General features: G+C 66.4%; 21 protein-coding genes. 14 read left to right on the top strand and 7 right to left on the bottom strand.

Annotation, left to right across the window (positions count from 1 at the left end):
• Positions 1-83: 83 nt before the first annotated feature.
• Positions 84-314: a DUF2249 domain-containing protein gene (locus AMB_RS17860; protein ID WP_011385890.1), complete on the bottom strand. Its 231-nt coding sequence runs from the start codon at positions 312-314 to the stop codon at positions 84-86.
• A gap of 274 nt (positions 315-588) precedes the next feature.
• On the opposite strand from AMB_RS17860, the gene alaS reads away from it, so the two are divergent.
• Positions 589-3225, top strand: a complete 2637-nt coding sequence (alaS, locus tag AMB_RS17865) for an alanine--tRNA ligase (protein ID WP_011385891.1) — start codon at positions 589-591, stop codon at positions 3223-3225.
• A gap of 177 nt (positions 3226-3402) precedes the next feature.
• Here the strand turns inward: alaS and AMB_RS17870 are convergent, their stop codons facing one another.
• From AMB_RS17870 to AMB_RS17885, 4 genes are all read right to left on the bottom strand, one after another.
• Positions 3403-3684: an STAS domain-containing protein gene (locus tag AMB_RS17870; protein ID WP_011385892.1), complete on the bottom strand. Its 282-nt coding sequence runs from the start codon at positions 3682-3684 to the stop codon at positions 3403-3405.
• A 477-nt stretch (positions 3685-4161) separates the two neighbouring features.
• Positions 4162-4422: a hypothetical protein gene (locus AMB_RS17875; RefSeq protein WP_043745084.1), complete on the bottom strand. Its 261-nt coding sequence runs from the start codon at positions 4420-4422 to the stop codon at positions 4162-4164.
• Between the two features lie 78 nt (positions 4423-4500).
• Positions 4501-6696 (bottom strand): SulP family inorganic anion transporter, encoded by a 2196-nt coding sequence (locus tag AMB_RS17880; protein ID WP_011385894.1) that lies wholly within the window; start codon positions 6694-6696, stop codon positions 4501-4503.
• 126 nt (positions 6697-6822) lie between these two features.
• Positions 6823-8523, bottom strand: coding sequence for a sensor histidine kinase (locus AMB_RS17885; protein WP_043745087.1), 1701 nt, complete (start codon positions 8521-8523; stop codon positions 6823-6825).
• 189 nt (positions 8524-8712) lie between these two features.
• On the opposite strand from AMB_RS17885, the gene AMB_RS17895 reads away from it, so the two are divergent.
• The 9 genes from AMB_RS17895 (at position 8713) to AMB_RS17935 (ending at position 18657) form a co-directional block, all read left to right on the top strand.
• Positions 8713-9129, top strand: coding sequence for a hypothetical protein (locus AMB_RS17895; protein ID WP_148207478.1), 417 nt, complete (start codon positions 8713-8715; stop codon positions 9127-9129).
• A 181-nt stretch (positions 9130-9310) separates the two neighbouring features.
• A complete protein-coding gene (locus AMB_RS17900) occupies positions 9311-10576 on the top strand; it encodes a PP2C family protein-serine/threonine phosphatase (RefSeq protein ID WP_011385896.1) in 1266 nt (421 codons plus the stop codon).
• 2 nt (positions 10577-10578) lie between these two features.
• Entirely contained in the window at positions 10579-11352 is a 774-nt protein-coding gene (locus AMB_RS17905; RefSeq protein ID WP_011385897.1) for an ATP-binding protein, read from the top strand.
• 179 nt (positions 11353-11531) lie between these two features.
• Positions 11532-11837 (top strand): STAS domain-containing protein, encoded by a 306-nt coding sequence (locus tag AMB_RS17910; RefSeq protein WP_043745093.1) that lies wholly within the window; start codon positions 11532-11534, stop codon positions 11835-11837.
• A 58-nt stretch (positions 11838-11895) separates the two neighbouring features.
• Entirely contained in the window at positions 11896-13605 is a 1710-nt protein-coding gene (locus tag AMB_RS17915) for a methyl-accepting chemotaxis protein (protein ID WP_011385898.1), read from the top strand.
• A gap of 87 nt (positions 13606-13692) precedes the next feature.
• A complete protein-coding gene (locus tag AMB_RS17920) occupies positions 13693-13962 on the top strand; it encodes a hypothetical protein (RefSeq protein WP_011385899.1) in 270 nt (89 codons plus the stop codon).
• Positions 13963-14066: 104 nt separating this feature from the next.
• The gene (locus tag AMB_RS17925; protein WP_011385900.1) at positions 14067-16961 is read left to right on the top strand and encodes a molybdopterin oxidoreductase family protein; all 2895 of its coding nucleotides are present in this window, start codon (positions 14067-14069) and stop codon (positions 16959-16961) included.
• Between the two features lie 2 nt (positions 16962-16963).
• The gene (locus AMB_RS17930; RefSeq protein WP_011385901.1) at positions 16964-17701 is read left to right on the top strand and encodes a 4Fe-4S dicluster domain-containing protein; all 738 of its coding nucleotides are present in this window, start codon (positions 16964-16966) and stop codon (positions 17699-17701) included.
• A gap of 14 nt (positions 17702-17715) precedes the next feature.
• On the top strand, positions 17716-18657 hold the full coding sequence (locus AMB_RS17935) for a dimethyl sulfoxide reductase anchor subunit family protein (RefSeq protein WP_011385902.1): 942 nt from the start codon (positions 17716-17718) through the stop codon (positions 18655-18657).
• A 45-nt stretch (positions 18658-18702) separates the two neighbouring features.
• Here the strand turns inward: AMB_RS17935 and AMB_RS17940 are convergent, their stop codons facing one another.
• Together AMB_RS17940 and AMB_RS17945 are read right to left on the bottom strand one after the other, a co-directional pair.
• Positions 18703-18903: a hypothetical protein gene (locus AMB_RS17940; protein WP_011385903.1), complete on the bottom strand. Its 201-nt coding sequence runs from the start codon at positions 18901-18903 to the stop codon at positions 18703-18705.
• A gap of 14 nt (positions 18904-18917) precedes the next feature.
• A complete protein-coding gene (locus tag AMB_RS17945) occupies positions 18918-19109 on the bottom strand; it encodes a hypothetical protein (protein WP_011385904.1) in 192 nt (63 codons plus the stop codon).
• A gap of 305 nt (positions 19110-19414) precedes the next feature.
• Here AMB_RS17945 and AMB_RS17950 point away from each other — a divergent pair, with 305 nt between their 5' ends.
• The 4 genes from AMB_RS17950 to AMB_RS26830 are packed head-to-tail and all read left to right on the top strand — an operon-like array spanning position 19415 to position 24039.
• The gene (locus AMB_RS17950; protein WP_011385905.1) at positions 19415-19843 is read left to right on the top strand and encodes a DUF2946 family protein; all 429 of its coding nucleotides are present in this window, start codon (positions 19415-19417) and stop codon (positions 19841-19843) included.
• A 47-nt stretch (positions 19844-19890) separates the two neighbouring features.
• A complete protein-coding gene (locus AMB_RS17955) occupies positions 19891-22173 on the top strand; it encodes a TonB-dependent receptor (RefSeq protein WP_011385906.1) in 2283 nt (760 codons plus the stop codon).
• Positions 22174-22182: 9 nt separating this feature from the next.
• Positions 22183-23370 carry a sialidase family protein gene (locus tag AMB_RS17960; RefSeq protein ID WP_011385907.1) on the top strand — a complete coding sequence of 396 codons (1188 nt, stop codon included), beginning with the start codon at positions 22183-22185 and terminating at the stop codon, positions 23368-23370.
• Positions 23371-23373: 3 nt separating this feature from the next.
• Entirely contained in the window at positions 23374-24039 is a 666-nt protein-coding gene (locus tag AMB_RS26830; protein ID WP_011385908.1) for an energy transducer TonB, read from the top strand.
• The last annotated feature ends 6 nt before the right edge of the window (positions 24040-24045 follow it).

The following is a 24045-nucleotide window of genomic DNA, read 5'->3' on the forward strand; positions in this document are numbered from 1 at the left end:
TCATCCTGGAACGGTATTTCCGATACGGTATCGACGCTCCAGGCGGAGATCCCTCCTCCCGATGGTCGTCGAACTTAAGGACTCTAGGCCGCCCGGGAAATGCGCACCCGCCAGACCTCGGGGCCTTCTTCCAGGTATTCCCAGCCGAAGGTCCCGGCCCGCTCGGCGTTGAAGTGATAATACAGCGGCTTGGGATCATGGTCATTGACCAGGATGAAGGCGCCGCCCACCGCCAGGGATTCGAAGGTTCCGAAGATCTGCGGATGACGGTCGCGGGGCTGGATGGTGCGGACGTCGAGTTGCGGTTCGGACATGGCTGTCTGGGCTCCTTGGAATGGGGGAGCCCCGATACGGCAGGGGGGGGGGATGGGGAGGGAGGGTCTGCCGCACCGGGGCGCAGGTAAATACATAAGTGCAGCGCTAAGTCTTTTCCTTGAGCCTGGTCAAGCGATGTTGCCGCCCTGCCGGCAAAGACCATGCCTGAAAATAAGGTACTTCCCCTCCCCACTCGGACCACCCCTGGACAGCCCGTCCCCCCGCGGGTTAAAACCGCCCGTTACGCCGCCCCCCTAGCCGACGATGGATGCCATGCAGACCGCCAACGAGATCCGCCGCACGTTCCTCGACTTCTTCGAGAAGAACGGTCACACCGTGGTGAATTCCAGCCCGCTGGTGCCGCGCAACGACCCCACGCTGATGTTCACCAATGCCGGCATGGTGCAGTTCAAGAACGTCTTCACCGGCATCGAGAAGCGCGACTATGTCCGCGCCGCCTCGTCGCAGAAATGCGTGCGCGCCGGCGGCAAGCACAACGATCTCGACAATGTGGGCTATACGGCGCGTCACCACACCTTCTTCGAGATGCTGGGCAACTTCTCGTTCGGCGACTACTTCAAGGACCTGGCCATCGAGCATGCCTGGAACCTGATCACCAAGGATTTCGGCATCGACAAGAGCCGCCTGCTGGTCACCGTCTATCACGACGACGATCAGGCGGCCGATGCCTGGAAGAAGATCGCCGGCCTGCCCGAATCCCGCATCATCCGCATCCCCACCTCGGACAATTTCTGGGCCATGGGCGACACCGGCCCCTGCGGCCCGTGCTCGGAGATCTTCTACGACCACGGCGAGCACATTTTCGGCGGCCCGCCCGGCAGCCCCGACCAGGACGGCGACCGCTTCATCGAGATCTGGAACCTGGTGTTCATGCAGTTCGAGCAGGTGGACAAGGAAACGCGGATTCCGCTGCCCAAGCCCTCCATCGACACCGGCATGGGGCTGGAGCGTCTGGCCGCCCTGCTGCAGGGCAAGCACGACAATTACGACGTGGACCTGCTGCGCGCCCTGATCGAGGCCTCGGCGGAGGCCTCCAACACCGACCCCGACGGCCCGCACAAGGTCAGCCACCGCGTGGTGGCCGATCATCTGCGCTCGTCGTCCTTCCTGATCGCCGACGGCGTGCTGCCCTCCAACGAAGGCCGCGGCTATGTGCTGCGCCGCATCATGCGCCGCGCCATGCGCCACGCCCACCTGATGGGCTGCACCGAGCCGCTGCTGCACAAGCTGGTCCCCGCCCTGACCCGCCAGATGGGCGAGGCCTACCCCGAGCTGGTGCGCGCCAACGCCCTGATCACCGAGACCCTGAAGCTGGAGGAAACCCGCTTCAAGGTCACCCTGGACAAGGGCCTGAAGCTGCTGGACGACGAGATCACCCGCATCGGCTCGGGCCAGAAACTGGCCGGCGAAGTGGCGTTCAAGCTGTACGACACCTATGGCTTCCCGCTGGACCTCACCCAGGACGCGCTGAAGGCCAAGGGCATCGGCGTCGACACCGACGGTTTCGCCTCCGCCATGGAGCGCCAGCGCGCCGAGGCCCGCAAGGCCTGGGCCGGCTCGGGCGACACCGCCACCGAGACCGTGTGGTTCGAACTGCGCGAAAAGCTGGGCGCCTCCGAGTTCCTCGGCTATGACGCCGAGCAGGCCGAGGGCAAGATCGTCGCCCTGGTGGAAAACGGCAAGGTGGTCGAAGCCGTCCATCCCGGCCATCAGGTGGCGGTGATCGCCAACCAGACCCCGTTCTACGGCGAGTCCGGCGGCCAGATGGGCGATACCGGCGTCATCACGCTGGGCACCCCGGGAACCGGCGGCAAGGCCACCATCGCCGTCACCGACACCCAGAAGAAGCTGGGTGACCTGATCGTCCATTTCGGCACCGTCGAGGGTGGGCCGGTGGCGGTGGGCGAGGACGCCCATTTCGCCGTGGAATCCACCCGCCGCGACGCCACCCGCGGCCACCACTCGGCCACCCACCTGCTGCATGCCGCGCTGCGCGATATCCTGGGCGATCACGTCACCCAGAAGGGCAGCCAGGTCGGCCCCGACCGCCTGCGCTTCGACTTCGCCCACACCAAGGCCCTGTCGGCCGAGGAAACCCGCGCCGTCGAGGCCGAGGTCAACCGCCGCATCCGCCTCAACGCCGAGGTGGCCACCAAGGTGATGACCCCCGATGACGCCATCAAGGCCGGCGCCATGGCCCTGTTCGGCGAGAAGTACGGCGAGGAGGTGCGCGTGGTCTCCATGGGCGACCTCTCCACCGAACTGTGCGGCGGCACCCACGCCAACCGCACCGGCGATATCGGCGGCTTCAAGATCGTGGCGGAAAGCGCCGTGGCCTCGGGCGTGCGCCGCATCGAGGCGGTGACCGGCCCGGCCTTCCTGGCCTGGGCCCAGGCGCAGGAAGACCTGCTGGCCAAGGCCGCCGATACCTTGAAGGCGGCCCCCGCCGATCTGCCCGCCCGCATCGCTGGGCTGATGGACGACCGCCGCAAGCTGGAACGCGAACTGGCTGAGGTCCGGAAGCAGCTGGCCACCGGTGGCGGCCAGGGCGCCGCCACCAAGACGGTCAACGGCATCACCTATGCCGGCAAGGTGCTGAGCGGCGTGCCCGCCAAGGACCTCAAGGGCATGGCCGACGAGATCAAGAAGCAGATCGGTTCGGGAATCATCGCCCTGGTCTCCGATGCCGACGGCAAGGCCTCCATCGTGGTCTGCGTCACCGAGGACCTGACGTCCAAGCACAGCGCCGTGGATCTGGTCCGCATCGGCTCGGAAGCCCTGGGCGGCAAGGGCGGCGGCGGCCGTCCCGACATGGCCCAGGCCGGCGGCCCCGACGCCAGCGCGGCTCAGGCTGCGGTGGACAGGATCGAGCAGGCCCTGGGCGGGTAAAAGCGCAGGCGAAGGATTTTCGACCATTTCGGGGGCTTTTGCCCCCGATCCGCCAATCGGGAGGCACAGCCACCCGAGCCCTTCAGTGCTTTAAAAAGCTGGAGGTCCGGGCGGGTGCCCGGCCGCGAAGCGGGGGTTTTCAGCAGCCCGCCAGCACGGTTGCTTTCGCCTGACGCCTCAGTGCTGGCGGCTGTCCAGAAATGTCCGGACGGAGGGATTCAGGTGGCGCAGTTCGAGCTGTGCGCCCACCCGGCAGGCATGCAGCCGCAACATGCCCAGCAGCGCCAGCAAAGACGCGCTCAGGGTTTCCAGTTCGGCAAAGTCGAAAATCACCACCGCATCCGGCTGTTCGATCACCGTCTCGAACCCGACTTCGATCCGGTCGAAATCCAGGTCATCCAGTTGACCGACCAGACGAAAGACGGTCTTGGCATCCTCGTGCACCACTTCACAGGCCATGGCGGCATCCCCTTGCCTCGCCCTGCGCCGGGCCCCACGGCCACGGCCCCCCGACAGGACAGGTCAGGACATCAGATATAATACCTGAATATATGGCACCTATACTTTAGGGTTGAACGGCTTGTAAACTTCTTGTGCCCATTCCTTAAACGCCCCCCCAACCAGCCGGGGGAGTGCCCGGGAGCCTGTCCGTTTCGTCGGAAATGGAGGGGCGTCGGGGGCTTTTGCCCCCGGTCCCCCAATCGGGAAGCACAGCCGCCCGAGCCCTTCAGGGCTTTAAGAAATCTGGAGGTTGGGAGGCTGTGCCTCCGAACGGGTCCGGGCGGTAGCCCGGCCGCGAAACGGGGGTTTCGCAGCCCGCTAAAGCGGGATGCCTTAACTATGCATCACGCTTTAGCTTTGTGTGCTTCGCCCTCGCGGGAGCTTTATGTGCTTCACCCTCGCGGGCGGGCGCCTCAGCGCCCTTGGCCGCTCGCTCTAGGCCTTGACGGGCGCCGGAGCGGCGCCAGGGGTCTGCTCGTTGCGCTTCAAGACGCCGGCTTCCACCAGCTTGTTGACCAGGTCGCCCATGGTGTTGAGCGAGTGCAGGAAGCCGTCCACCGGCATGGCGATGCGCTGGCGCACTTCCATCTTGCCCTGGCCCGATTCGGTGGGCTCCAGCGACACCAGTTCGATGCGAACCACGCCGCTGACGAAATCGACCCGGCCGACGCCGTCGGCGAAAATCTCGGAAACCATGGGCAAAGCCCCTCCCTTTGTTGAACCGCCGGGATGGTGGGCCAAGCCTGCCCCCAGGTCAATCGGGCAAAGGCCGGGTCAGTCGGTCAAGGCCCTGATCATATGGTCGGTATTGCGCAGACGCTCGGCCAGTTGCCGCGCCATCAGGCGATGGAAGGCGGCGGCCACCGACGGGGCTTCCGCCTCCATGCGGATCAGGTTACGGGCGGTCAGGCGGTGAATGACGCAATCGGCATCGGCCACCACCGAGGCCGAGCGCTCCTCGTTGAGATAAAGCCCCATCTCGCCCACCACGGTCCCGGCATGCATGGTGCGCAACCGGATCGAGGTGCCGTTATCGGTGATCAGCCGTACCGTCACCTGCCCCGATTCCAGGATGAACAGGTCGTGGGCGGCGCTGCCCTGCTGCAGCACCACGGTCCCGGCGGGAACGTCCAGGGTCTCGACGAAAGACATCATGCGCGCCACCTGCAGCGGCTCGCCCAAATCCTCGGCCAGATCGGCCATGAGGGAACGGGGCTTGGAGCGGGCCTCCACCTCCAGCCTGGCCAGCAGGCGGTTCTCCGACCATTCCAGCGCGTGATCCAGGTCGGGCGCCGAGCGCCAGGTGGCACCCTCGGCACCCACGAAGCCGGCGCGTTCCAGCACCATGCCCGCCTCGGCGTTCTGCCCGGCGAAGACCAGGGACAGCCCCCGTTTCTCGGCGAACTGGCGCAGCTTCACGAAGCTCATGGCCGCCGAGGTATCGATGCCGGAGACGCGGCGGAAGTCGAACACCACCGCCTCGACCATGTCCGGCCCCGGATCGCCGCAGCGCCCGATCACCCGGGTCAGCAGCTTGTTGGCGGTGCCGAAGAACATGAAGCCCTGCAGGCTGTAGATCAGGATACGGCCGCCATGGGCCTTGAGCAGCGCCACCTCTTCCCGGGGGCGGTCCACGTTGGAGGACACGTCGGCGGCGGTCAGCTCGTGCTTGGCCACCGCCACGCGGGAATAATTGACCACAAACAGCACCACGCAGGCGACGATGCCCACCGCCGCGCCCTGCAGGTAGCCGAAGGTCCCGACCACGGCGACGATCATCACGATGATGGCGTAATCGGCCCCCGGCATGTGGTGGCGGCCGTCCACCAGCCATTCCTCCAGGAAGCCCAGGCCGATGAACATCAACAGGCCGCCCAGCACCGCCTTGGGAAACAGGGCCAACGGCTCGGTGCCGATCACCAGCATGGCCAGGCAGACCAGCGCCGAGATCAGCCCCACCAGCCGCGAGCACACCCCCATCTTCAGCACCATGGAGGACAGGCCCAGGGTGTGGAAGCCGATGATGCCGCCGCCCGCTCCCGATACCAGATTGGCGATGCCGGCGATCTTCAGCTCGCGGTTCAGATCCATGTCCTGGTTGGCCGCCACCTCGATGCCGCTGGAATTGAGCAGCACGCCGATGGCGCTGATCAGAAGGATGGTCGACACCGACCCGGCCTGGTCGGCGATCATCAGCCAGTCGGCCGACAGCGCCCGGATCACCGCGTCGGGACGCCAGCCCCCGGCGGCGGGAAGATGTCCCAGCAGATACCCCCCCTGCTCCAGCCCCTCCAGGCTCTGCCCCAGCAGCCGGGCGACCAGATGGTAGCCGAGGATGCCGCCGGCCAGCAGCAGGGGCAGGGTCGCCACATGCTTCCAGCGCCGCATGCCGACGATCAGCACCAGGGCGAAGGCCAGCCCCGGCATCCACTTCACCGCCTCGGCCACGGCGAACAGGTGGGGCACGCCCTCCAGGGTGGGGGCATGGCCGGTCATCACCTTGATGGCGCCCTTGACCAGCAGCCAGCCGGTGCCGGCCAGAAAGCCGCCGATCACCGGATAGGGAATGAAGCGGATGAACCCGCCCAGGCGGAAATAGCCCAGCGCGAACAGCAGGCCGCCGGTCAGCGCCGTGGCCAGCATCAGGGCGCTGGCCACCGTGGCGAACACCTGCTCGGGATCGGTGCCGGGCGGCGTCTCGGCCACGATCAGCGAGGCCATCAGCGCGAGGATGGGAGCGATCTTGTCCTGGGGAAAGGCGATGGTGCCGGGATACGAGCTGAACAGCGCCACCAGCGCCCCCACCACCACGGCGGTGAACAGGGCCATGCCGATGGCGGTGCCCACATGCCCGGCCAGTTCGCCGGAAAAGATCAGCACGGCGAAGGACAGGGACAGGATTACCACCACCAGTCCGGTGACGGCGCCGGCGACAAGGGCGGCGGGCAACTCTTGCCTGCTGATCGTCATCACCACCTCCCCGCCAGGACCATTGGGCTTAGCGCGGCCTCAATGGCCGCCCATGTATCCACGTGAATGGTAGTCTGATCCGCATAGGCTGTTAAGCGATATCGGAGCGATATGGAAAAGTCGCAATCAGGCCTTGGGAAAAGCCACGAGGAAGGTGCTGCCGACGCCCATTTCGGACTCGACCCAGATGCGTCCGCCGTGGTGCTCGGCGATCTTGCGGCAGACCGCCAGGCCGATGCCGGTGCCCTCGAACTGCTCGCGGGCGACCAGGCGCTGGAAAATGCCGAACACCCGCTTCAGGTCGTCGGGAGGAATGCCGATGCCGTTGTCCTTGACTCCCACGACCCATTCCGCCCCCTGGGCGCGGCAGAGCACCTCGATGCGCGGCTGGCGGCCTTCGGGCATGTACTTGATGGCATTGGCGATCAGGTTCTGGAACAGGCGGACCAGTTCGCCGCCATCGCCGGAAATGGTCGGAAGACCGTCCGGCACCACCACCTCGGAGCCGCTCTCGGCGACGGCCACTTCGAGATAGCGGAGGGCATTGCTCACTACCTCGCCCAGGCTGACCGGCTCCATGGGGGCGGTGATGCGGCCGATGCGCGAATATTCCAGCAGATCGACGATCATGCGGTCCAGGCGCCGGGCGCCGTCGATGGCAAAGCCGAAGAAGTCGCGGGCGTCCTGGTCGAAGCTGGCGGAAAGCTTCTTTTCCAACAGGGCGAGATAGGCGCTGATCATGCGCAGGGGCTGGCGCAGGTCGTGGGAGGCCACATAGGCGAACTGTTCCAGTTCCTCGTTGGAGCGGCGCAGTTCCTCCACCAGTTCGGCCAGCTTGGCGGCGGCCTTCTTCTGCTCGGTGATGTCGCTCTTGACGGCCAGGTAGTTGGTGATGACTCCTTCGATGTTCTGGATCGGCTGAATGGTGGCCTGTTCCCAGTAAAGCTCTCCGCTTTTGCGCCGGTTGATCAGCTCGCCTTCCCACTTCTCGCCGGCCGACAGCGCGGCCCACATGTTCTGGAAGGTTTCCGGCGGCGTGGTGTCGGACCTGAGGATGCGGGGGTTGCGGCCAATCACCTCGTCCATGGAATAGCCGGTGATCCGCAGGAAACTGCTGTTGACGTACTGGATCTCGGCGTTGAGATCGGTAATGACGATGGAGACGGGGCTCTGCTCCACCGCGCGGTTCAGCATGTGCATGCGGTGGGCGTTCTCCACCGCGGCGGTGATGTCGCTGCCGGTGCCGCGATAGCCGATGAACACGCCGTCATCGTCGAACCGGGGCAGGCCGTTGACCTTGATCCACCGCGCCCGGCCGTTACCGTCTTCCAGCCAGTACTTGAAGTCGCGGAACGGCCGCTGGGCGGTCAGATCGGCGATATGGGCCTGCCACTGGTCGGAATCGATCTCCATGCGCTCGCTGACGATGTCCCACGAACGCTTACCCAGCAGGTCGTCGGACATGATGTTCATCACCGTCTCGAAGGACGACGAGAAGAAGGTGAAGCGCTGTTCCGCGTCGCTCTCCCAGAACCAGTCGGCGGCGGCCTCGGAATATTCGCGATAGCGTTCCGAGCTTTCCTTGACCACCTCGGAGAGCAGGCTGAGGCGGTCGCGCTCCTTGCGCAGCGGCCCAATCTCGGCCCGCAGGGCTTGGAGGGCGGCCCCTTCGGCCCGGCCGCACCGCGCCACCAGCACCAGGGTCAGCGCCACCCCGAGACCAGCCACCGCCCAGGCCGGCGGGCCCGGCGGCAGCATCAGCAGCGCCGCCAGACCCACCGTCTGAACGACGGCGATCAGAATGAGAATTCGCCTGCGCTCGCTCATGACAGACGCGCGATGAACCTGGTCACGGTGAACATCCGATGGATTCCGCCCCTCTCTTCGGCGCGCCCCGCACCCGCCCCGGACTTGCCAACGAAAAGCATAATAGCCAACTTGCCAAGGCATGGCACCTTGGATGATATCAATGACACAATATGTTCCCGATCCATCCTTATCCGCCGGGAGAGGACCATGAGACCGATCGTCATCGCAGCCTTGCTCTGTCTGCTTGCCGCCTGCGTGCCGCCGCCGGATCAGCCGGCCTATTACGGCCGCATGGGCCGCTTCATGGGGTTGGTGGCCAATTGCGGCTGTTCCGGAATCGGGCCCGACCAGATGGTCGCCCAGTACCGAAAGGCCCTGGGCGACCTGTATTCGCCCAAGGACGTCGCCGCCATGGAGGGTTATGTCAAGCTGGGCGCCGGCGAGGCCTGGACCAACATGACCCAGGTCTGCGCCGAAGTATGCGCCCAGCACTGCATGGTCCAAGCCGTGGTCGAACCCCTGGGCGCCGGCAGCACTGGCGTGGCCCCCTGCCTGGTCAGCGAGCGCGACCTCCACCTGACCGACGGAACCCAGATCAATACCGGGGACCCAGGCCCCAATTGACCCGTACCGCCGCACCACGAAATTACGGTATGTTACGGATGCTTGCGGTATCATTCACGGCCTGTTGACAAGAAGGGTGGATTGGCGACACACCTATCCATTAGTCTAGTCTGGACAGTCGGACCGGCGTCACGGGGAGCGGGATGATGAATGCGTTGGGCAGGGGGGGCGGCTGATTCGCTTGCCCAGCCGTACCGGGGGCTGGCGAACCGACCCCGAGATCGGCGAGGCGGCCAGCACCACGGGCGGCGGCCTGCGCGTGGTCAAGGATACGCTGCATGTCCTGCTGGTGGAAGACGAGCCCGGCGACGCCCGGCTGGTGGAATACGCGCTGCGCATGTCCAGCGCGCCGGTCTTCGTGGTCCGCCACGTCACCACCCTGGCCGCGGCCATCGCCCACATCAACGGCGGCGAGACGGTGGACGTGGTGCTGCTGGATCTCAGCCTGCCCGATTCCACCGGCATCGCCACCGTATCGCGCATGCAGGAGGCGGCGTCGCGCACCCCCATCGTCATCATGACCGGCATGGACGACCCCCGTTTCGCCTCCTATGCCCTGGAGGCCGGCGCCCAGGATTACCTGATCAAGAGCGACGACCCCGAACGTACGGTGGGGCGCGCCATCCGCTATGCCATCACCCGCATGGCGGGCCAACTGGAGCGCCAGGCCCTGCTGGAACGCATCGCCGAGCAGCAGCGTCATCTGGTCGAGGAGGTCAATGCCGCCCGGGCCATGCAGTTCGACCTGCTGCCCCGGCCCGAGCGCCTGGACGAGCGGCTGGCCAAGCTGGGCATCGAGGTCGAGTCCTTTTTCGAGCCCTCATCGGGCATTGGCGGAGACCTGTGGGGCTGCCTGGATTGCGGCGGCCCGCGCATGAGCTTTTACTGCTTCGACTTCACCGGCCACGGCATTGGGGCGGCGCTCAACGTCTTTCGCCTGCACGCCCTGATCTCGGACCATTGGGACCCGCGCCGCCAGCCGGGCGAGATGCTGACCACCCTCAGCGGAGCCCTGAAGAGCCTGCTGGGCCGGGGGCAATTCGCCACCATGTTCCTGTGCACCATCGACGTCGAAGCCGGCGAGATCGAATGGGCCTCGGCCGGCGCTCCCGCCCCGGTGATCATGCAGGGCGAGGAGTACCGCTTCCTGGACGCCAGCGGCATTCCGCTGGGCCTGTCCAAATCCCCCAGCTACCGCGAGCACCGCGAGGCGTTCCCGCCGGATGCGTCCCTGTTCATGTATTCCGACGCCATCACCGATTCGCCGACCGAGGGCGACGCCCTGTTCGGCGAGGCGGGCCTGGGCAGCGCCATCCAGGGATTGCTGCGCAGCCACGGCGAGTTGCGGGTGGAAAGTCTGCTCGATGAGGTCTGCCGCCAGGTTCAGACTCCGTTCGAAGACGACCTGACCGCCGTCTGCATCAAGCGGCTGAAAGGGGAGGGCTAAGCATGTCCTTGGTCACCACACCACCGCTAGCCACCTGCCAGGCGCCGGAGCGCCATCCCTGCCTGGTGGTCGCGTCCCCGGCGTCCGAGGATCTGGAGGCCCAGTGCCGGGCTCTGGGCGTCGGACTGCACCAGGGCGACGCCGTTTCCGAGATTCCTCCGGCATCGATCCTGGGCGGCGACGCCACCACGGAAAGCGTCCGCCGCGGCTTGGCCGCGCCCTATTGCGGCTTCGTGGAACTGGGAGCCGAAGGGGCCTCGGGCGTCGGATTGCGATGTTTCGAGACGGTGCGGGGCGGCGGAATGACCCTGTCGCTGCAGACCGCCACGGCCTATCGCCTGGAAACCCTGGAACTGGTGGCCGAGGCCATTCGCGCCAATTTCCGCGACGTGTCGCCCGACACTGCCGATCTGATGGAAATTTCCCTGGCCGAGGCCCTCTCCAATGCCGTCATTCACGGCAACCTCGGCATCCCCAATCATTTGCGGGCCACCGCCGAGGGTTTCGTGGAATTTCAAAGAATCATGCAGCGGCGCATGGCCGATCCCGCCCTGTCGTGCCGCCGCATCGAGATCAACGTGCATGCCCGCCGCCCGGACTGCATCTGCATCGCGGTCACCGATCAGGGCGGAGGCTTCAATCTGGAAGAAAAGCTGGCCCATACCGCCCACGCCACCGCCAAGAACGGCCGGGGCCTCTGCCTGATCCGCAAGGCCACCCATTCGTTGCAGGGCGAAGACGGAGGACGAACCCTGGCGATGATGTTTTCCCGGTAGAGCGCACCCGTTACAAAACGTATTTTTTCGCCCTATCGCGACACTCGCCTCTTGCATTCCCACGGGTCCCAGAGGTAAGGCTTCTGCCTGAACTCGGCGGACCGCAGGGCCCCTTGGGGGCCGCGTGGGGTGGATTTGCGGCAGGTGGCATCGGACGTCGAGACGAGGAGGACGGTAGCATGCAGTTTCGTGTGAAGGATGATGGTACGGGCGTCCATGTGTCCCTTGATGGACAGTTGAACTTCGCCGCAAACGAGGACTTCCAGTCCCTGCTCACGCAATTGGGCGGGCTTAAGGGCCGCAAGGTCACCTTTGAGATGTCTGGCCTCAGCCATATCGACTCCGTGGGGCTCGGTCTGCTCTATATCGCCCGCGAAGATCTGGCCGAAAACGGTTCGTCGATCAGTCTGGCCAATCCGCGCGACAACGTGTTGCGCATGCTGGAACTGACCGAGGCCCACAAGACCTTCGAAATCAAGCGCTGACGCCGTCGCCTCGGAAGGGGCGACCGTCATTGGGGCGGCAACGTCCGGGGGAACTCGCATGTCCGACGGGGTGTGGCAGAATCTGAGCTTGCGCCGGCGATTCATGATCGTGGTGGGGCTGGGCGTCATCGTCATGGCTACGGTGATCGTGGTCTTCATCGCCCGCTTCGAGGAGCGCGCCCTGGAGCGCAAGCTCCACGAGCTTTCCGTCAACGAGATGACCTCGCTGCATGCGCTGATCGTCAACGTCATGGCCACCCGTCCCGAGGACGGCGACAATATCGGCATCAAGGTCTTCAACAAGTGGTTCGACTCCCGCAACGTCCACTATGCGGGCAAGGTGTGGAGCGTGTGGGGTCCCAAGGTCACCGCCCACATGAAGGATGTGGAGCCGGACCGCGCTCCCAAGGCGGCCCAGGACGACATCGATCGCGAAGCCCTGGCCACCGGCAAGCCGGTCGGCCGCCTGGTGGGCGACTCCTACCGTTATGCCATGCCCATCGTGCTGGGCGTCACCGATGGCGCCAGGGACGAGGTCTGTCACTCCTGTCATGGCGGCATGGGCATGACCGACGGCGAGGTCATCGCCGTGCTGTCCTCATCCTTGTCCACCACCGCCGAGAAGGCCGAGCTCAACAACGTCCTGATGGGGCTGTTCGCCTTCGGCGTCCTGGCCACCCTGATCTCGGTGCTGGGCGTCAAGTCCATCCTGACCCGCGTCATCACGCGGCCCATCGGCCGCATAACCTCCCTGATGGGGCGCCTGGCCGACGGCGACACCTCGGTGGAGATCGAGGCCCAGGAACGCAGGGACGAGGTCGGCGACATGGCCCGCACCGTCCAGGTCTTCAAGGAACACATGCTGGAGGCCGAGCACCTGCGCGCCGCCCAGGAGCAGGAGCGGATCCGCGCCGCCGAGGAGCGGGCGCGCACCATGCGCGACATGGCCGACCATTTCGAGGCCACCGTCAAGGCCAAGGTCGCCGAGGTGGAGGAATCCACCACCGGCATCCACAAGACCGCCATGAACATGGCCACCCGATCGGGCCAGAGCGGTTCGCGCTCGCTCGACGTCAGCGAGGCGGCCAACATCACCACCGAACGCGCCGGGACCGTGTCCGACGCCACGCGGCAACTGGCGCTGTCCGTCAACGAGATCGCCCAGCAGGTGGGGGAATCCAGCCGCATCGCCCAGCAGGCCGTGGCCAATGTCAACAACACCGCCAGCCAGATGAGCGGCCTGTCCGATTCGGTGCAGGCCATCGGCAACGTGGTCCAGCTGATCAACGACATCGCCGCCCAGACCAACCTTCTGGCGCTCAACGCCACCATCGAGGCGGCGCGGGCCGGCGAGGCGGGCAAGGGCTTCGCCGTGGTGGCCAACGAGGTCAAGAACCTGGCTAACCAGACGGCCAAGGCCACTGAGGAAATCTCCAATCAGGTTTCGGCGGTGCAGACCTCCACCCGCGAGATGACCGCCTCCATCGAGGGGGTGGTCGAGACCATCCGGTCCATCGACAACATTTCCACCGCCATCGCCGAAGCCGTGCAGCATCAGGAAACCACCACCCGCCACATCGCCAGCAACATCGATGAAGTTGCCGCCCAGGCCCGCGAGGTGTCGTCCAGCGTGTCGACCCTGTCGCGCTCGTCCGCCCGCTCCTGCGCCGGCTCGGTCCGGGTGATCTGGAGCGCCAAGACCCTGGCCAAGGCGGTGTCGGACCTCAAGACCGAGGCCGAGGACTTCCTGCGTTCGGTGCGGGGATAGGCGAGTCGATCTAGGACTACTTAAGTCGCGACTCTCGACCCGACCGAAGGTATGATCCCTCCCCATGGGATGGGAGGGAGTCCGAACATGGACAGTTGGCGCAATAATTTGAAGCGGGCCTTTGGCGATACCATCGGCCCGACCACTGTGGGCCTTGACGACGTGCTGGCGGCCAGCCGGCAGATTTCCAAGTTCAATCGCCTGTCGCAGCATCTCCAGGGGCTCGACGCCATGGCCGCGGCCAAGAAGGGCGTCGGACCGGCGGAGCTGTCCGCTATCCGCGGCATGCGCATGTCGGAAATCGCCCCCAAGCGCCTCAACGAGCTGTGCGAGACGCTGCTGAGCGATAAGGCCTGAGCGTCGCCTTTCCCGATTGCCTTATTAGATCCCCCTAAAGTAGAGTGTCCTAAAACCGACCCCGCCATGAGGGTCAGGACAATACCAGGGGGGAGCTTGCCCGCATGAGGGATCCTGCAGCTATTCCGGATTCCGATCTCGGCCGATCGGAAGTCAAGACCACCACGTGCTACATGTGCGCCTGCCGCTGCGGCATTCGCGTGCATCTGCGCGACGGGGAGGTCCGCTATATCGAGGGCAATCCCGATCATCCCCTGAACAAGGGCATCATGTGCGCCAAGGGTGCCTCGGGCATCATGAAGCAGTACTCGCCCGCCCGCCTGACCCGGCCGTTGAAGCGCAAGGAGGGCACCGAACGCGGAGCCGGCGCCTTCGAGCCCATATCGTGGGAAGAGGCCTTCTCGACGCTGACCGAGCGCCTGGGGCATCTGCGGGCCACCGATCCCAAGAAATTCGCGCTGTTCACCGGCCGCGACCAGATGCAGGCCCTGACCGGGCTGTTCGCCGCCAAGTTCGGCACGCCCAATTACGCCGCCCATGGCGGATTCTGCTCGGTCAACATGGCGGCCGGCATGATCTACACCATCGGCGGCAGCTTCTGGGAGTTCGGCGGCCCCGACCTGGAGCGGGCCAAGCTGTTCGTGATGATCGGCACCGCCGAGGACCACCACTCCAATCCCATGAAGCGCGATCTCGCCGCCTTCAAGCGGGCCGGCGGACGCTTCATCGCCATCAACCCGGTGCGCACCGGCTACGCCGCCATCGCCGACGAATGGGTCCCCATCCGTCCCGGCACCGACGGCGCCCTGATCCTTGCCCTGGTGCGCGAGATCATGGAACTGGGCCTGTTCGACCGCGACTTCCTGATCCGCTACACCAACGCCGCCGAACTGGTGAACCAGGACGCCGACAGCGACACCTTCGGCCTGTTCGTGCGCGAGGGCAGCGTGCCGGTGCGTCCCGACACCTTCGAGACCCCGGACAAGATGTGGTGGGACCGCGAGTCCGACCGGCCGGTCATCGCCCGCACCAAGGACACCGAGGGCCGCCTGTTCGGCTCGTACAAGCTGCACGACGGCACGCCGGTCAAGCCGTCGCTGCAATTGCTCAAGGAGCGGGTCAAGGACTACACCCCGGAATGGGCCGAGGGCATCACCGGCATTCCCGCCGCCACCATCCGCCGCCTGGCCCACGAGATGGGCGTCACGGCACGCGACCAGACCATCGAGCTGCCCATCGCCTGGACCGATTGCTGGGGCCAGGAGCATGACAAGATCACCGGCAACCCGGTGGCCTTCCATGCCATGCGCGGCCTTGCCGCCCATTCCAACGGCTTTCACACCATCCGCGCCCTGGCCATCCTGATGACCCTGCTGGGCACCATCGACCGGCCGGGCGGGTTCCGCCACCGGGCGCCCTTCCCGCGCCCCATTCCGCCCTGCCCCAAGCCGCCCAAGGGACCGCACGCCATCAAGGCCGGCGAGCCCCTGGCCGGACCGCCCATGGGCTGGCCCGCCGACCCCGACGACCTGTCGGTGGATGCCGAAGGCGAGCCCATCCGCCTGGACAAGGGCTTTTCCTGGGAATACCCGCTGTCGGTGCACGGCCTGATGCACAACGCCATCACCAATGCGTGGCGCGGCGATCCCTACCCCATCGACACCTTGTTGCTGTTCATGGCCAACATGGCGTGGAACTCGTCCATGAACACGTCCGAGGTGAGGAAGATGCTCACCGACAAGGACGAGTCGGGGCAATACAAGATCCCCTTCCTGGTGGTCTGCGATGCCTTCCAGTCCGAGACGGTGGCCTTCGCCGATCTGGTGCTGCCCGACACCACCTATCTCGAACGCCATGACGTCATGAGCATGCTCGACCGGCCCATCTCGGAATTCGACGGTCCCGTCGATTCCGTGCGCGTGCCGATCCTTCCGCCCCTGGGCGAGTGCAAGCCGTTCCAGGACGTGGTGATCGAGCTGGCCACGCGGCTCAAGCTGCCGGGCTTCACCAACAAGGACGGCTCGCGCAAGTTCCGCGACTATCCCGACTTCATCGTCAATTTCGAGACCGAGCCCGGGTCGGGCATCGGTTTCCTGGCCGGCTGGCGCGGCAAGGCCGGCGAGAAGTCCATGGTGGGCGAGCCCAACCCCAACCAGTGGGACCAGTACGCCCGCAACAACAACCACTTCCATTACGAGCTGCCGCCCAGCTTCCAGTACATGCGCAACTGGAACAAAGGCTACCTGGAATGGGCCTACCGCCACCGGCTGGTGCGCTTCACCGACCCGATCATGCCGCATATCTATTCCGAGCTGCTGCAGAAGTTCCGCCTCGCCGGCGAAGGCAAGTGGAAGGGCAAGCAGCCCCCCGATCGCCTGCGGGACAGGGTCAAGACCTTCTTCGATCCCCTGCCCTTCTACTACACGCCGCTGGAATGGCGGTGCTCGGACGGGCATGCCTATCCGCTGTCGGCGCTGACCCAGCGGCCCATGGCCATGTACCATTCCTGGGATTCCCAGAATGCCTGGCTGCGCCAGATCCACACCAGCAACGTGCTGTTCATGCACCCCAAGGTGGGGGCGTTGGGCAATTTCGGCGATGCCGACTGGGTGTGGGTGGAAAGCCCCTGGGGCAAGATCAAATGCCAGGCCCGCTTCACCGAGGCGGTGGAGCCCGGCACGGTGTGGACCTGGAACGCCATCGGCAAGGCCTCGGGCGCCTGGGGCCTGGACCCCGACGCCAACGAGTCGAAGAAGGGCTTCCTGCTCAATCACCTGATCAGTGAGGAACTGCCCAACATGGTGGGCAACCAGCATGTGTCCAATTCAGATCCGGTGACCGGTCAGGCGGCGTGGTACGACCTCAAGGTCCGCGTCACCAAATGCAAGCCCGGCGAGGAAGGCGAAAGCTGGCCGCAGTTCAAGCCCCTCGAGCCGCTGCCCGGCCAGACCATCGGCTTCAAGTCGAAGGTTCGTGCCTTCCTGGCCGGGAGGAAGTGATCATGAGCAAGAAGCAACTCGCCCTGGTCATCGACCTCAACGTCTGCGTCGGCTGCCATGCCTGCGTGACATCGTGCAAGGAATGGAACACCTCGGGCTGGGCCGGTCCCCTGCCCGACCTGAATCCCTATGGCGCCGATCCCAACGGCGTGTTCTTCAACCGCGTCCAGACCTATGAATGCGGCACCTTCCCCGACACCGAGACCATCCACTTCCCCAAATCCTGCCTCCATTGCGAGGAGCCGCCCTGTGTGCCGGTCTGCCCCACCGGGGCCAGCTACAAGCGGGAAGAGGACGGCATCGTCCTGGTGGATTACGACAAGTGCATCGGCTGCAAATACTGCTCGTGGTCCTGCCCCTATGGCGCCCGCGAGTTCGACCCGGTGCAGGGTGTCATGAAGAAGTGCACGCTGTGCGTCGACCGCATCTACGACAAGACCCTGGAGGAGGACCGGCGCAAGCCGGCCTGCGTCCTGGCCTGCCCGGCCAGCGCCCGCATCTTCGGCGACATCAACGACCCCAATTCCGAGGCGGCCAAGGCCATCCGCGATAATGGCGGCTTCCAGTTGATGCCGGAATGGGGCAGCAAACCGGCCAACCACTATCTTCCCCGGCGCAAGACCACCACCACGCTCCATCCGGACGAGCTGGTGCGCGTCGACAACCCGCTGAAGGCCGAGGGGGAGAAACCCCGTCCCGCCTTCACCACGCCGACCATCGACGGCGCGTCCAGCTGGTAAGGGGAGAAAGCATCATGAAACCCGCATTTTCCGTCATCTTCCTCACCACCCTGATCGGCGCCGGACAGGGATTGCTGATCGCGCTCACCGCCGGGCAGCTTTACGCCGGCGGCGGCAGCGGCGGCTTCTATGCCCTGGGCGGCGCGCTGGCCCTGGCGCTGCTGTGCCTGGGGCTGGTGGCTTCGGTCTTCCACCTGTCCAATCCCCAGCGCGGCTGGCGGGCCGCCACCCGCTGGCGCACCTCGTGGCTGTCGCGGGAAGTGATCCTGCTGCCCGTGCTGTGCGGCCTGGTCTTCCTCTATGCCGTCATCCACGCCTTCGGCTGGGCACCGGTGGTCATCCGCCTGGGCAATGGCGCCACGCTGGATCTGCCGCTGGTGCTGGGCCTGCTGGCCACCCTGGCCTCGCTGGCGCTGTTCGTCTGCACCGGCATGATCTATGCCTGCGTGCGGTTCATCCGCCAGTGGGCCTCGGGCTGGACCGTGGTCAATTACCTGATGATGGGGCTGGCCTCGGGCTTCACCCTGGCCGCCGCCTATGCCCAGCTTCAGGACAACGCCCTGGCCGGCTTCCTGGCCGGCTCGGCGGTGCTGCTGACCCTGCTGGCCCTGGCCACCCGCGCCTTCCAGCTGTGGCGGAACGCCACCGGCCAGCCGCGCTCCACCCTGAAGAGCGCCATCGGCCTGCATCACTCCCAGATCCGCCAGGTCACCCAGGGCTTCATGGGCAGCTCGTTCAATACCGTCGAGTTCGTCGCCCCCGGCGGCGCCGAGACGGTGAAGGGGCTGTCGGTGTTCTTCCTGGCGGTGGGCTTCGTCGCTCCGGCGGCGCTGCTGCTGGCCGGCCTGCCGGTGCTGGCCTTCCTGTGCCAGTTCGTGGGCCTGCTGGCCGAGCGCTGGGTGTTCTTCGCGGCGGGCAGCCACGTGCAGAACCTGTATTATCAGGCCAGGGGATAGTCTGGTTTCCCGCGGGCGACGCCTTCGTCCGCGGGGCACCGCCCATCATTGCGCCGGGTGCAATTCCTCGACTATGGGTCCGGCCAGACGAAGCGCGATGGCGCAGGCTGCCTGCTCGCCGCATCGGGTCGAGCAGGTCCGGATGCTTTCGATGATGCGCAGGCACTCGGCGTAATGGCCCTCGCCGTACAGACGGCGGGCCTCGGACAGCATGGCGATGCACTTATAGGATTGTCCGGTCACCATACGCCCCTCGCCGGTCAGGCGGCGCAGTCCGCCACTGCCTGGGAATAGAGTTGCTCGACCAGGATTCGGGCCGCGCCGGGGGTCAGGCTGGCATCCCGCGCCAGCAGCACCGCCCGCGCCGCGTCGCACTCCTCGGCATAGTCCAGGCCCACCTGCCGAGCGGCGGCGATGGCGCGGCCGATGATCTCGATGAGTGACCCGTTCATATCCTGCCCCGAATGCTGTCCGTTGAGACTTCCATGGACGCCATGATGGGGCGCCCCCACGCCAGGCACCACCTGCGAACGGAAAGAATGTGTGAGTCCGTGTAACGAAGCGCGACCTTTTCTTCGTCCCGAAAACGGCGATCCGGTGGCTTGACGTCCATCAAGTAAGACGGCGACACACTATGCTAATCAGTACATTAGCTGACGCTGGTCTATCCTTTCCACGGGAATCCACGTTGACTCCACGCCAGGCGGCGCCTAAACCAGTACTCAAGCGTTGATAATCATTCGCAGCGACAAGGTTCATGACCAGCGGCACCTTACGTCCCAGCAACTGGCTGCAAGCAATCCGGTCCCGGGGGGCCGGCATGGCGCGGTTGCTGCTGGTGGCCTTCGCGCTGCAACTGGTAATGCCGCTGCTGGACCTGGGTGGGGTTGCCGCCCTGGCCGGCGAGGCGGCGCTTCGGGCCGACCTGCAATCCTCGCTGTGCCACGATTCGAGCGGCGACCCCTCGCCGGATGACAATCCCGGGCCGCTGACCCAGGTCAAGCACTGCATCTTCTGCCTGCCCATGGCTGGCGAGTCCGCCGCCTGGATAGCCACACCCCAGGCCCCCATCCCGGCCATGAGCCGCACCGTCACCGTCATCCTCAGCGATGATCAGGTGCCGCCCGCCGCCCGCCCGGCTTTCGCCCGGTCAAGGGCCCCTCCGTCCTCTCCTCGTACCGTCTGAGCTTTTCGCCCCCTGGGGGGTGTTCCACGGATTTCGAGGATCGAGTCATGTATTTCCAGCTTTCCCGCCGCGCACTGCTGTGCGCCGGCACCGCGCTCTGCAGCCTGATGATTCTGGCCGGCGCCCCGGCCCGGGCCGAGGACGACGCCACCGACATGCCCGAAGTGGTGATCAAGGAAAAGCCCTCCGTCATGGAGCGCTACAAGATCCCCAACACCGCCGAATCCATCACCCGCGAGAAGCTGGCCGACACCGTCAACGTGGTCGACCCCGAGGATGCGGTGAAGTACATGCCCAGCCTGTCGGTCAGGAAGCGCAACAACGGCGACACCCAGGCGGTGCTGATGACCCGGACCTGGGGCTACAATTCCAGCGCCCGCTCGCTGGTCTATGTGGACGACATCCCCATTTCCGCCCTGCTGGCCAACGACAACACCAGGGGCGGTCCGCGCTGGGGCATGGTGGCGCCCGAGGAGATCGAGCGGGTCGACATGATGTACGGCCCCTTCGCCGCCCAGCATGCCGGCAATTCCATGGGCGGCGTGCTGCAGATCACCACCCGCATGCCGGAAAAGCTGGAGGTCACCGCCAAGCAGACCGAGACCCTGCAGGCGTTCAACCTCTATAAGACCAAAGACACCTACCGCACCGACCAGAGCAGTTCCACCATCGGCCACAAGATCGGCGACCTGTCGTTGTTCGTCGCCGCCACCAGCACTTACAGCGAGGCCCAGCCGGTCAGCGTGCTGACCTCCTCCAGCGCGGTAACCGGCACCACCGGCGCCATCTCCGCCGTCGACAAGAGTGGCAGCCGCGCCGACGTCATCGGCATGGGCGGGCTGCTGCGCACCGAGATGCAGAACATCAAGACCAAGCTGGCCTATGATTTCACACCAGAGCTCAAGGCCAGCTACACCCTGGGCTTCTGGCAGAATCACGGCCGCTCGCGGACCGAGAGCTATCTCAAGGACGCCAGCGGCAACACCACCTACGGCGCGGCCAGCACGACGAGCAAGGCCGCCACCGCCTTCGCCGGGTCCAATTACATCCTGGAGCAGGCCCAGACCTCCCACGCCCTGTCGCTGAAGTCGGACACCAAGGGGCTGTGGGACTTCGAAGGCAACGTCACCCACGTCCATTACGACCGCGACATCCAGAAGCAGCCGCTGGGCACCGCTGGCGGCACCACCTTCACCACCAACGGCAAATACACCCAGATGGACGGCACCAACTGGACCAGCGCCGACGCCAAGGGCATCTTCCGCCCCGGCGGCCTCGGCGGGGCTCACGAGGCCAGTTTCGGCGTCCATTTCGACCGCTACATCCTGTTTGCGCCCACCTACACCACCGCCAACTGGCGCACCGAGGCGCCGGTGACCGGCCGCACCACCGATGCGCGCGGCAACACCCAGACCTATGCCGCCTGGGCCCAGGATGTCTGGAAGCTGACCGACACCGTCAAGGCGACGCTGGGCGGGCGCTACGAGTATTGGGAGACCTTCAAGGGCTACGTCATGACCTCGTCGTCGGACTTCCACGCGGCCAGCAGCGACCGCAGCGCCTTTTCCCCCAAGGGCTCGCTGGCCTGGGAGTTCGTCCCCCAGTGGACCGTCACCGGTTCGGCCGCCAGATCCACCCGCTTCCCCACCGTATCCGAGCTTTACATGACCAGCGGCACCGGCGTGAACATGACCATCGCCAATCCCAATCTGGCGCCCGAGCGCACCAACACCTACGAAATCGCCCTGGAGACCAGCCTGGGCGACGGCAAGACCCGGGTGTCGCTGTTCCACGAGGACGTGGCCAACGCCCTGATCAGCCAGACCAACGCGGCCTCCGGCGGCGGCACCTCGACCTATGTCACCAACGTCAAGGCCATCCGCAATCGCGGCGTCGAGCTCGCCGCCCAGCAGAACAACGTGGTGATCACCGGCCTGGATCTGGCCGGCAGCCTGACCTACGTGGATGCGGAGATCCGCAAGAACCCCGCCTGGGCCGGCGGCACCGAGACCGTGGGCAAGCGGGTTCCCAACATTCCCATGCGCCGCGCCACCGTCACCGCCACCTATCGCCCCACCGACGAATGGGCGCTGAGCACCGCCGCCCGCTACCAGGACCGCATGCCCACCACCATGGACAACACCGATTACGTCAACAAGGTCGCCGGGTCGTTCGACGCCTTCTTCGTCATGGATGTCCGCGCCCGCTACAAGCACAACGAGAACCTGGAAGCGGCCATCGGCATCGATAACGTCAACGACTGCAAATACTATGAGTTCCACCCCTTCCCCCAGCGGACCTTCATCGCCGAACTGAAGCTGAAGCTGTAGGAGCACGCCATGAAGACCCGCATCCTCGCGCTGCTCGTCGCCGCCCTGACCGCCCCGTCGGCCCAGGCGGCGGACCACAAGGGCCACGGCCCCACCCTGCCGCCGGGCTGCGCCGCCGAGGACACAAGGCTGGCCTGCGCCAGTCAGGCCACGCCGGTATTCCTGCCCGATGGCGCCCTGGTGCTGGGCTGGGTGGCGGGAGGACGGGTGATGGCGGCGCGCTCTAATGATGGGGGGGCAAGCTTCGAGCAAGCCCTGTCCCTCAACGCCGGGCGGGAGACCATCGACGCCAATGCCGATGCCCGCCTCGCCCTGGCCGCCGATTCCAGGGGGCGGGTCTTCGCCGCCTGGGCCACCCGGGACAAGTCCTATAACGGCACCCTGGCCCTGGCCCGCTCCACCGATGGCGGGCGGAGCTTCCAGCCGTCGCCCCCCCTGGCCGCCGCGGCGCCCAGCCGGCGCTTTCCCACCCTGAAGGTGGAGCCGGGCGACCGGCTGCTGCTGGCCTGGATCGAAAAGAGCGCAGATCCCTCCCGCAAGACCGCCCGGCTGGGGCTGGCCCGCTCCGATGACGGCGCCGAGACCCTGACCACGCAGGAGACCGCTCAGTCCGATGTCTGCGAATGCTGCCGCATCGGTCTGGAGCTGACCCCCGACGGCCGTCCGGTGCTGTTGTGGCGCCATGTCTTCGCCCCCAATATCCGCGACCACGCCGTGATGGTCTTCGCCGACCGCGACCGGCCCGGCCCCATCCGCAAGATCGCCGAGGACAACTGGCGGGTGGACGCCTGCCCCCATGTGGGCCCCAGCCTGGCGGCGACGCCCGACGGCGCCCTGCATGTGGCCTGGTACACCGCCGGCACGGCCCGCAAGGGGATGTTCTTCGCCTCCGCCGCCGGGCCGGAAGCCCCATTCTCCGAGCCTCAGCCCCTGGGCGATGCCGCCATGACGGTGTCGCAGCCCTCGCTGCTGACGGTGCGGGGGCGCCTGTGGATGGCCTGGAAGGAGTTCGATGGCGAGACCACCACCGTGCTGGCCCGCCATTCCGACGATTCCGGCCGGTCCTGGTCGGCCCCGCGCCCCGTCGCCCGGACCGCCGACGCCTCGGACCGGCCGATCCTGGCCGGCAACGGCAAAGGCGCCCTGCTGTCCTGGGTCACCCGGGCCGAGGGCTGGCGCCTGACGGCGGTGGAGTAGGCCATGCTCGCGGTGCGGCAACGCCCCTCCTCCTCCAGGCGTCTGGCCGGGCTGGCCGGCGTGGTGGCGCTGCATGCCGGGGCCATCTACGCCCTGGCCAACGGCCTGGGCCATTGCGCCGTCGAGATCCTGCGCGCTCCGCTGGAAACCAAGATCGTCGCCGAGCTGATCAAGCCGGTTCCGCCGCCCCCGCCCAAGGTGGAGCAGCCCCCGCCGCCGCCCAAGGTGGTCAAGCCGCCGCCGCCCGCCTATGTGCCGCCGCCCAAGCTGCGGCCCCAGGCGCCGCCGCCGCCCACCGCCATCACCGCCACCACCGACGTGGTCCCCACCGCGCCGCCGCCGCCCGCCGCCATCGTCGCGCCCAGCGCCGAGCCGGTGCGCGAGGTGGTCAAGGTGCCGCCCGCCCTGGATCAGAACCGCGCCTGCAAGCCGCCGCAATACCCCCCCGCTGCCCGCCGGGCCTCGGAAAGCGGGGCGGTGGTGCTGAAGTTCCTCATCGACTCCGACGGCTCCGTGATGGAAAGCGTCGTCGACGCCACCAGCGGCTTCGAACGCCTCGACGAGGCCGCCCGTCAGGCCCTGGCGCTCTGCCGCTTCAAGCCCGGAACCGTCGACGGCCGCCCCGAGCGCTCGTGGGCCCGCATCCGCTATGTCTGGAAACTGCAATGACCGGAA

Source organism: Paramagnetospirillum magneticum AMB-1 (assembly GCF_000009985.1).
Taxonomy (GTDB): Bacteria; Pseudomonadota; Alphaproteobacteria; order Rhodospirillales; family Magnetospirillaceae; genus Phaeospirillum; species Phaeospirillum magneticum.

What these genes read in the sequence shown, in the direction of transcription:
- AMB_RS17860 (WP_011385890.1), bottom strand. Translation starts at nt 314, where the DNA reads ATGTCCGAACCGCAACTCGACGTCCGCACCATCCAGCCCCGCGACCGT.
- alaS (WP_011385891.1), top strand. Translation starts at nt 589, where the DNA reads ATGCAGACCGCCAACGAGATCCGCCGCACGTTCCTCGACTTCTTCGAG.
- AMB_RS17870 (WP_011385892.1), bottom strand. Translation starts at nt 3,684, where the DNA reads ATGGCCTGTGAAGTGGTGCACGAGGATGCCAAGACCGTCTTTCGTCTG.
- AMB_RS17875 (WP_043745084.1), bottom strand. Translation starts at nt 4,422, where the DNA reads ATGGTTTCCGAGATTTTCGCCGACGGCGTCGGCCGGGTCGATTTCGTC.
- AMB_RS17880 (WP_011385894.1), bottom strand. Translation starts at nt 6,696, where the DNA reads ATGACGATCAGCAGGCAAGAGTTGCCCGCCGCCCTTGTCGCCGGCGCC.
- AMB_RS17885 (WP_043745087.1), bottom strand. Translation starts at nt 8,523, where the DNA reads ATGAGCGAGCGCAGGCGAATTCTCATTCTGATCGCCGTCGTTCAGACG.
- AMB_RS17895 (WP_148207478.1), top strand. Translation starts at nt 8,713, where the DNA reads ATGAGACCGATCGTCATCGCAGCCTTGCTCTGTCTGCTTGCCGCCTGC.
- AMB_RS17905 (WP_011385897.1), top strand. Translation starts at nt 10,579, where the DNA reads ATGTCCTTGGTCACCACACCACCGCTAGCCACCTGCCAGGCGCCGGAG.
- AMB_RS17910 (WP_043745093.1), top strand. Translation starts at nt 11,532, where the DNA reads ATGCAGTTTCGTGTGAAGGATGATGGTACGGGCGTCCATGTGTCCCTT.
- AMB_RS17915 (WP_011385898.1), top strand. Translation starts at nt 11,896, where the DNA reads ATGTCCGACGGGGTGTGGCAGAATCTGAGCTTGCGCCGGCGATTCATG.
- AMB_RS17920 (WP_011385899.1), top strand. Translation starts at nt 13,693, where the DNA reads ATGGACAGTTGGCGCAATAATTTGAAGCGGGCCTTTGGCGATACCATC.
- AMB_RS17925 (WP_011385900.1), top strand. Translation starts at nt 14,067, where the DNA reads ATGAGGGATCCTGCAGCTATTCCGGATTCCGATCTCGGCCGATCGGAA.
- AMB_RS17930 (WP_011385901.1), top strand. Translation starts at nt 16,964, where the DNA reads ATGAGCAAGAAGCAACTCGCCCTGGTCATCGACCTCAACGTCTGCGTC.
- AMB_RS17935 (WP_011385902.1), top strand. Translation starts at nt 17,716, where the DNA reads ATGAAACCCGCATTTTCCGTCATCTTCCTCACCACCCTGATCGGCGCC.
- AMB_RS17940 (WP_011385903.1), bottom strand. Translation starts at nt 18,903, where the DNA reads ATGGTGACCGGACAATCCTATAAGTGCATCGCCATGCTGTCCGAGGCC.
- AMB_RS17945 (WP_011385904.1), bottom strand. Translation starts at nt 19,109, where the DNA reads ATGAACGGGTCACTCATCGAGATCATCGGCCGCGCCATCGCCGCCGCT.
- AMB_RS17950 (WP_011385905.1), top strand. Translation starts at nt 19,415, where the DNA reads ATGACCAGCGGCACCTTACGTCCCAGCAACTGGCTGCAAGCAATCCGG.
- AMB_RS17955 (WP_011385906.1), top strand. Translation starts at nt 19,891, where the DNA reads ATGTATTTCCAGCTTTCCCGCCGCGCACTGCTGTGCGCCGGCACCGCG.
- AMB_RS17960 (WP_011385907.1), top strand. Translation starts at nt 22,183, where the DNA reads ATGAAGACCCGCATCCTCGCGCTGCTCGTCGCCGCCCTGACCGCCCCG.
- AMB_RS26830 (WP_011385908.1), top strand. Translation starts at nt 23,374, where the DNA reads ATGCTCGCGGTGCGGCAACGCCCCTCCTCCTCCAGGCGTCTGGCCGGG.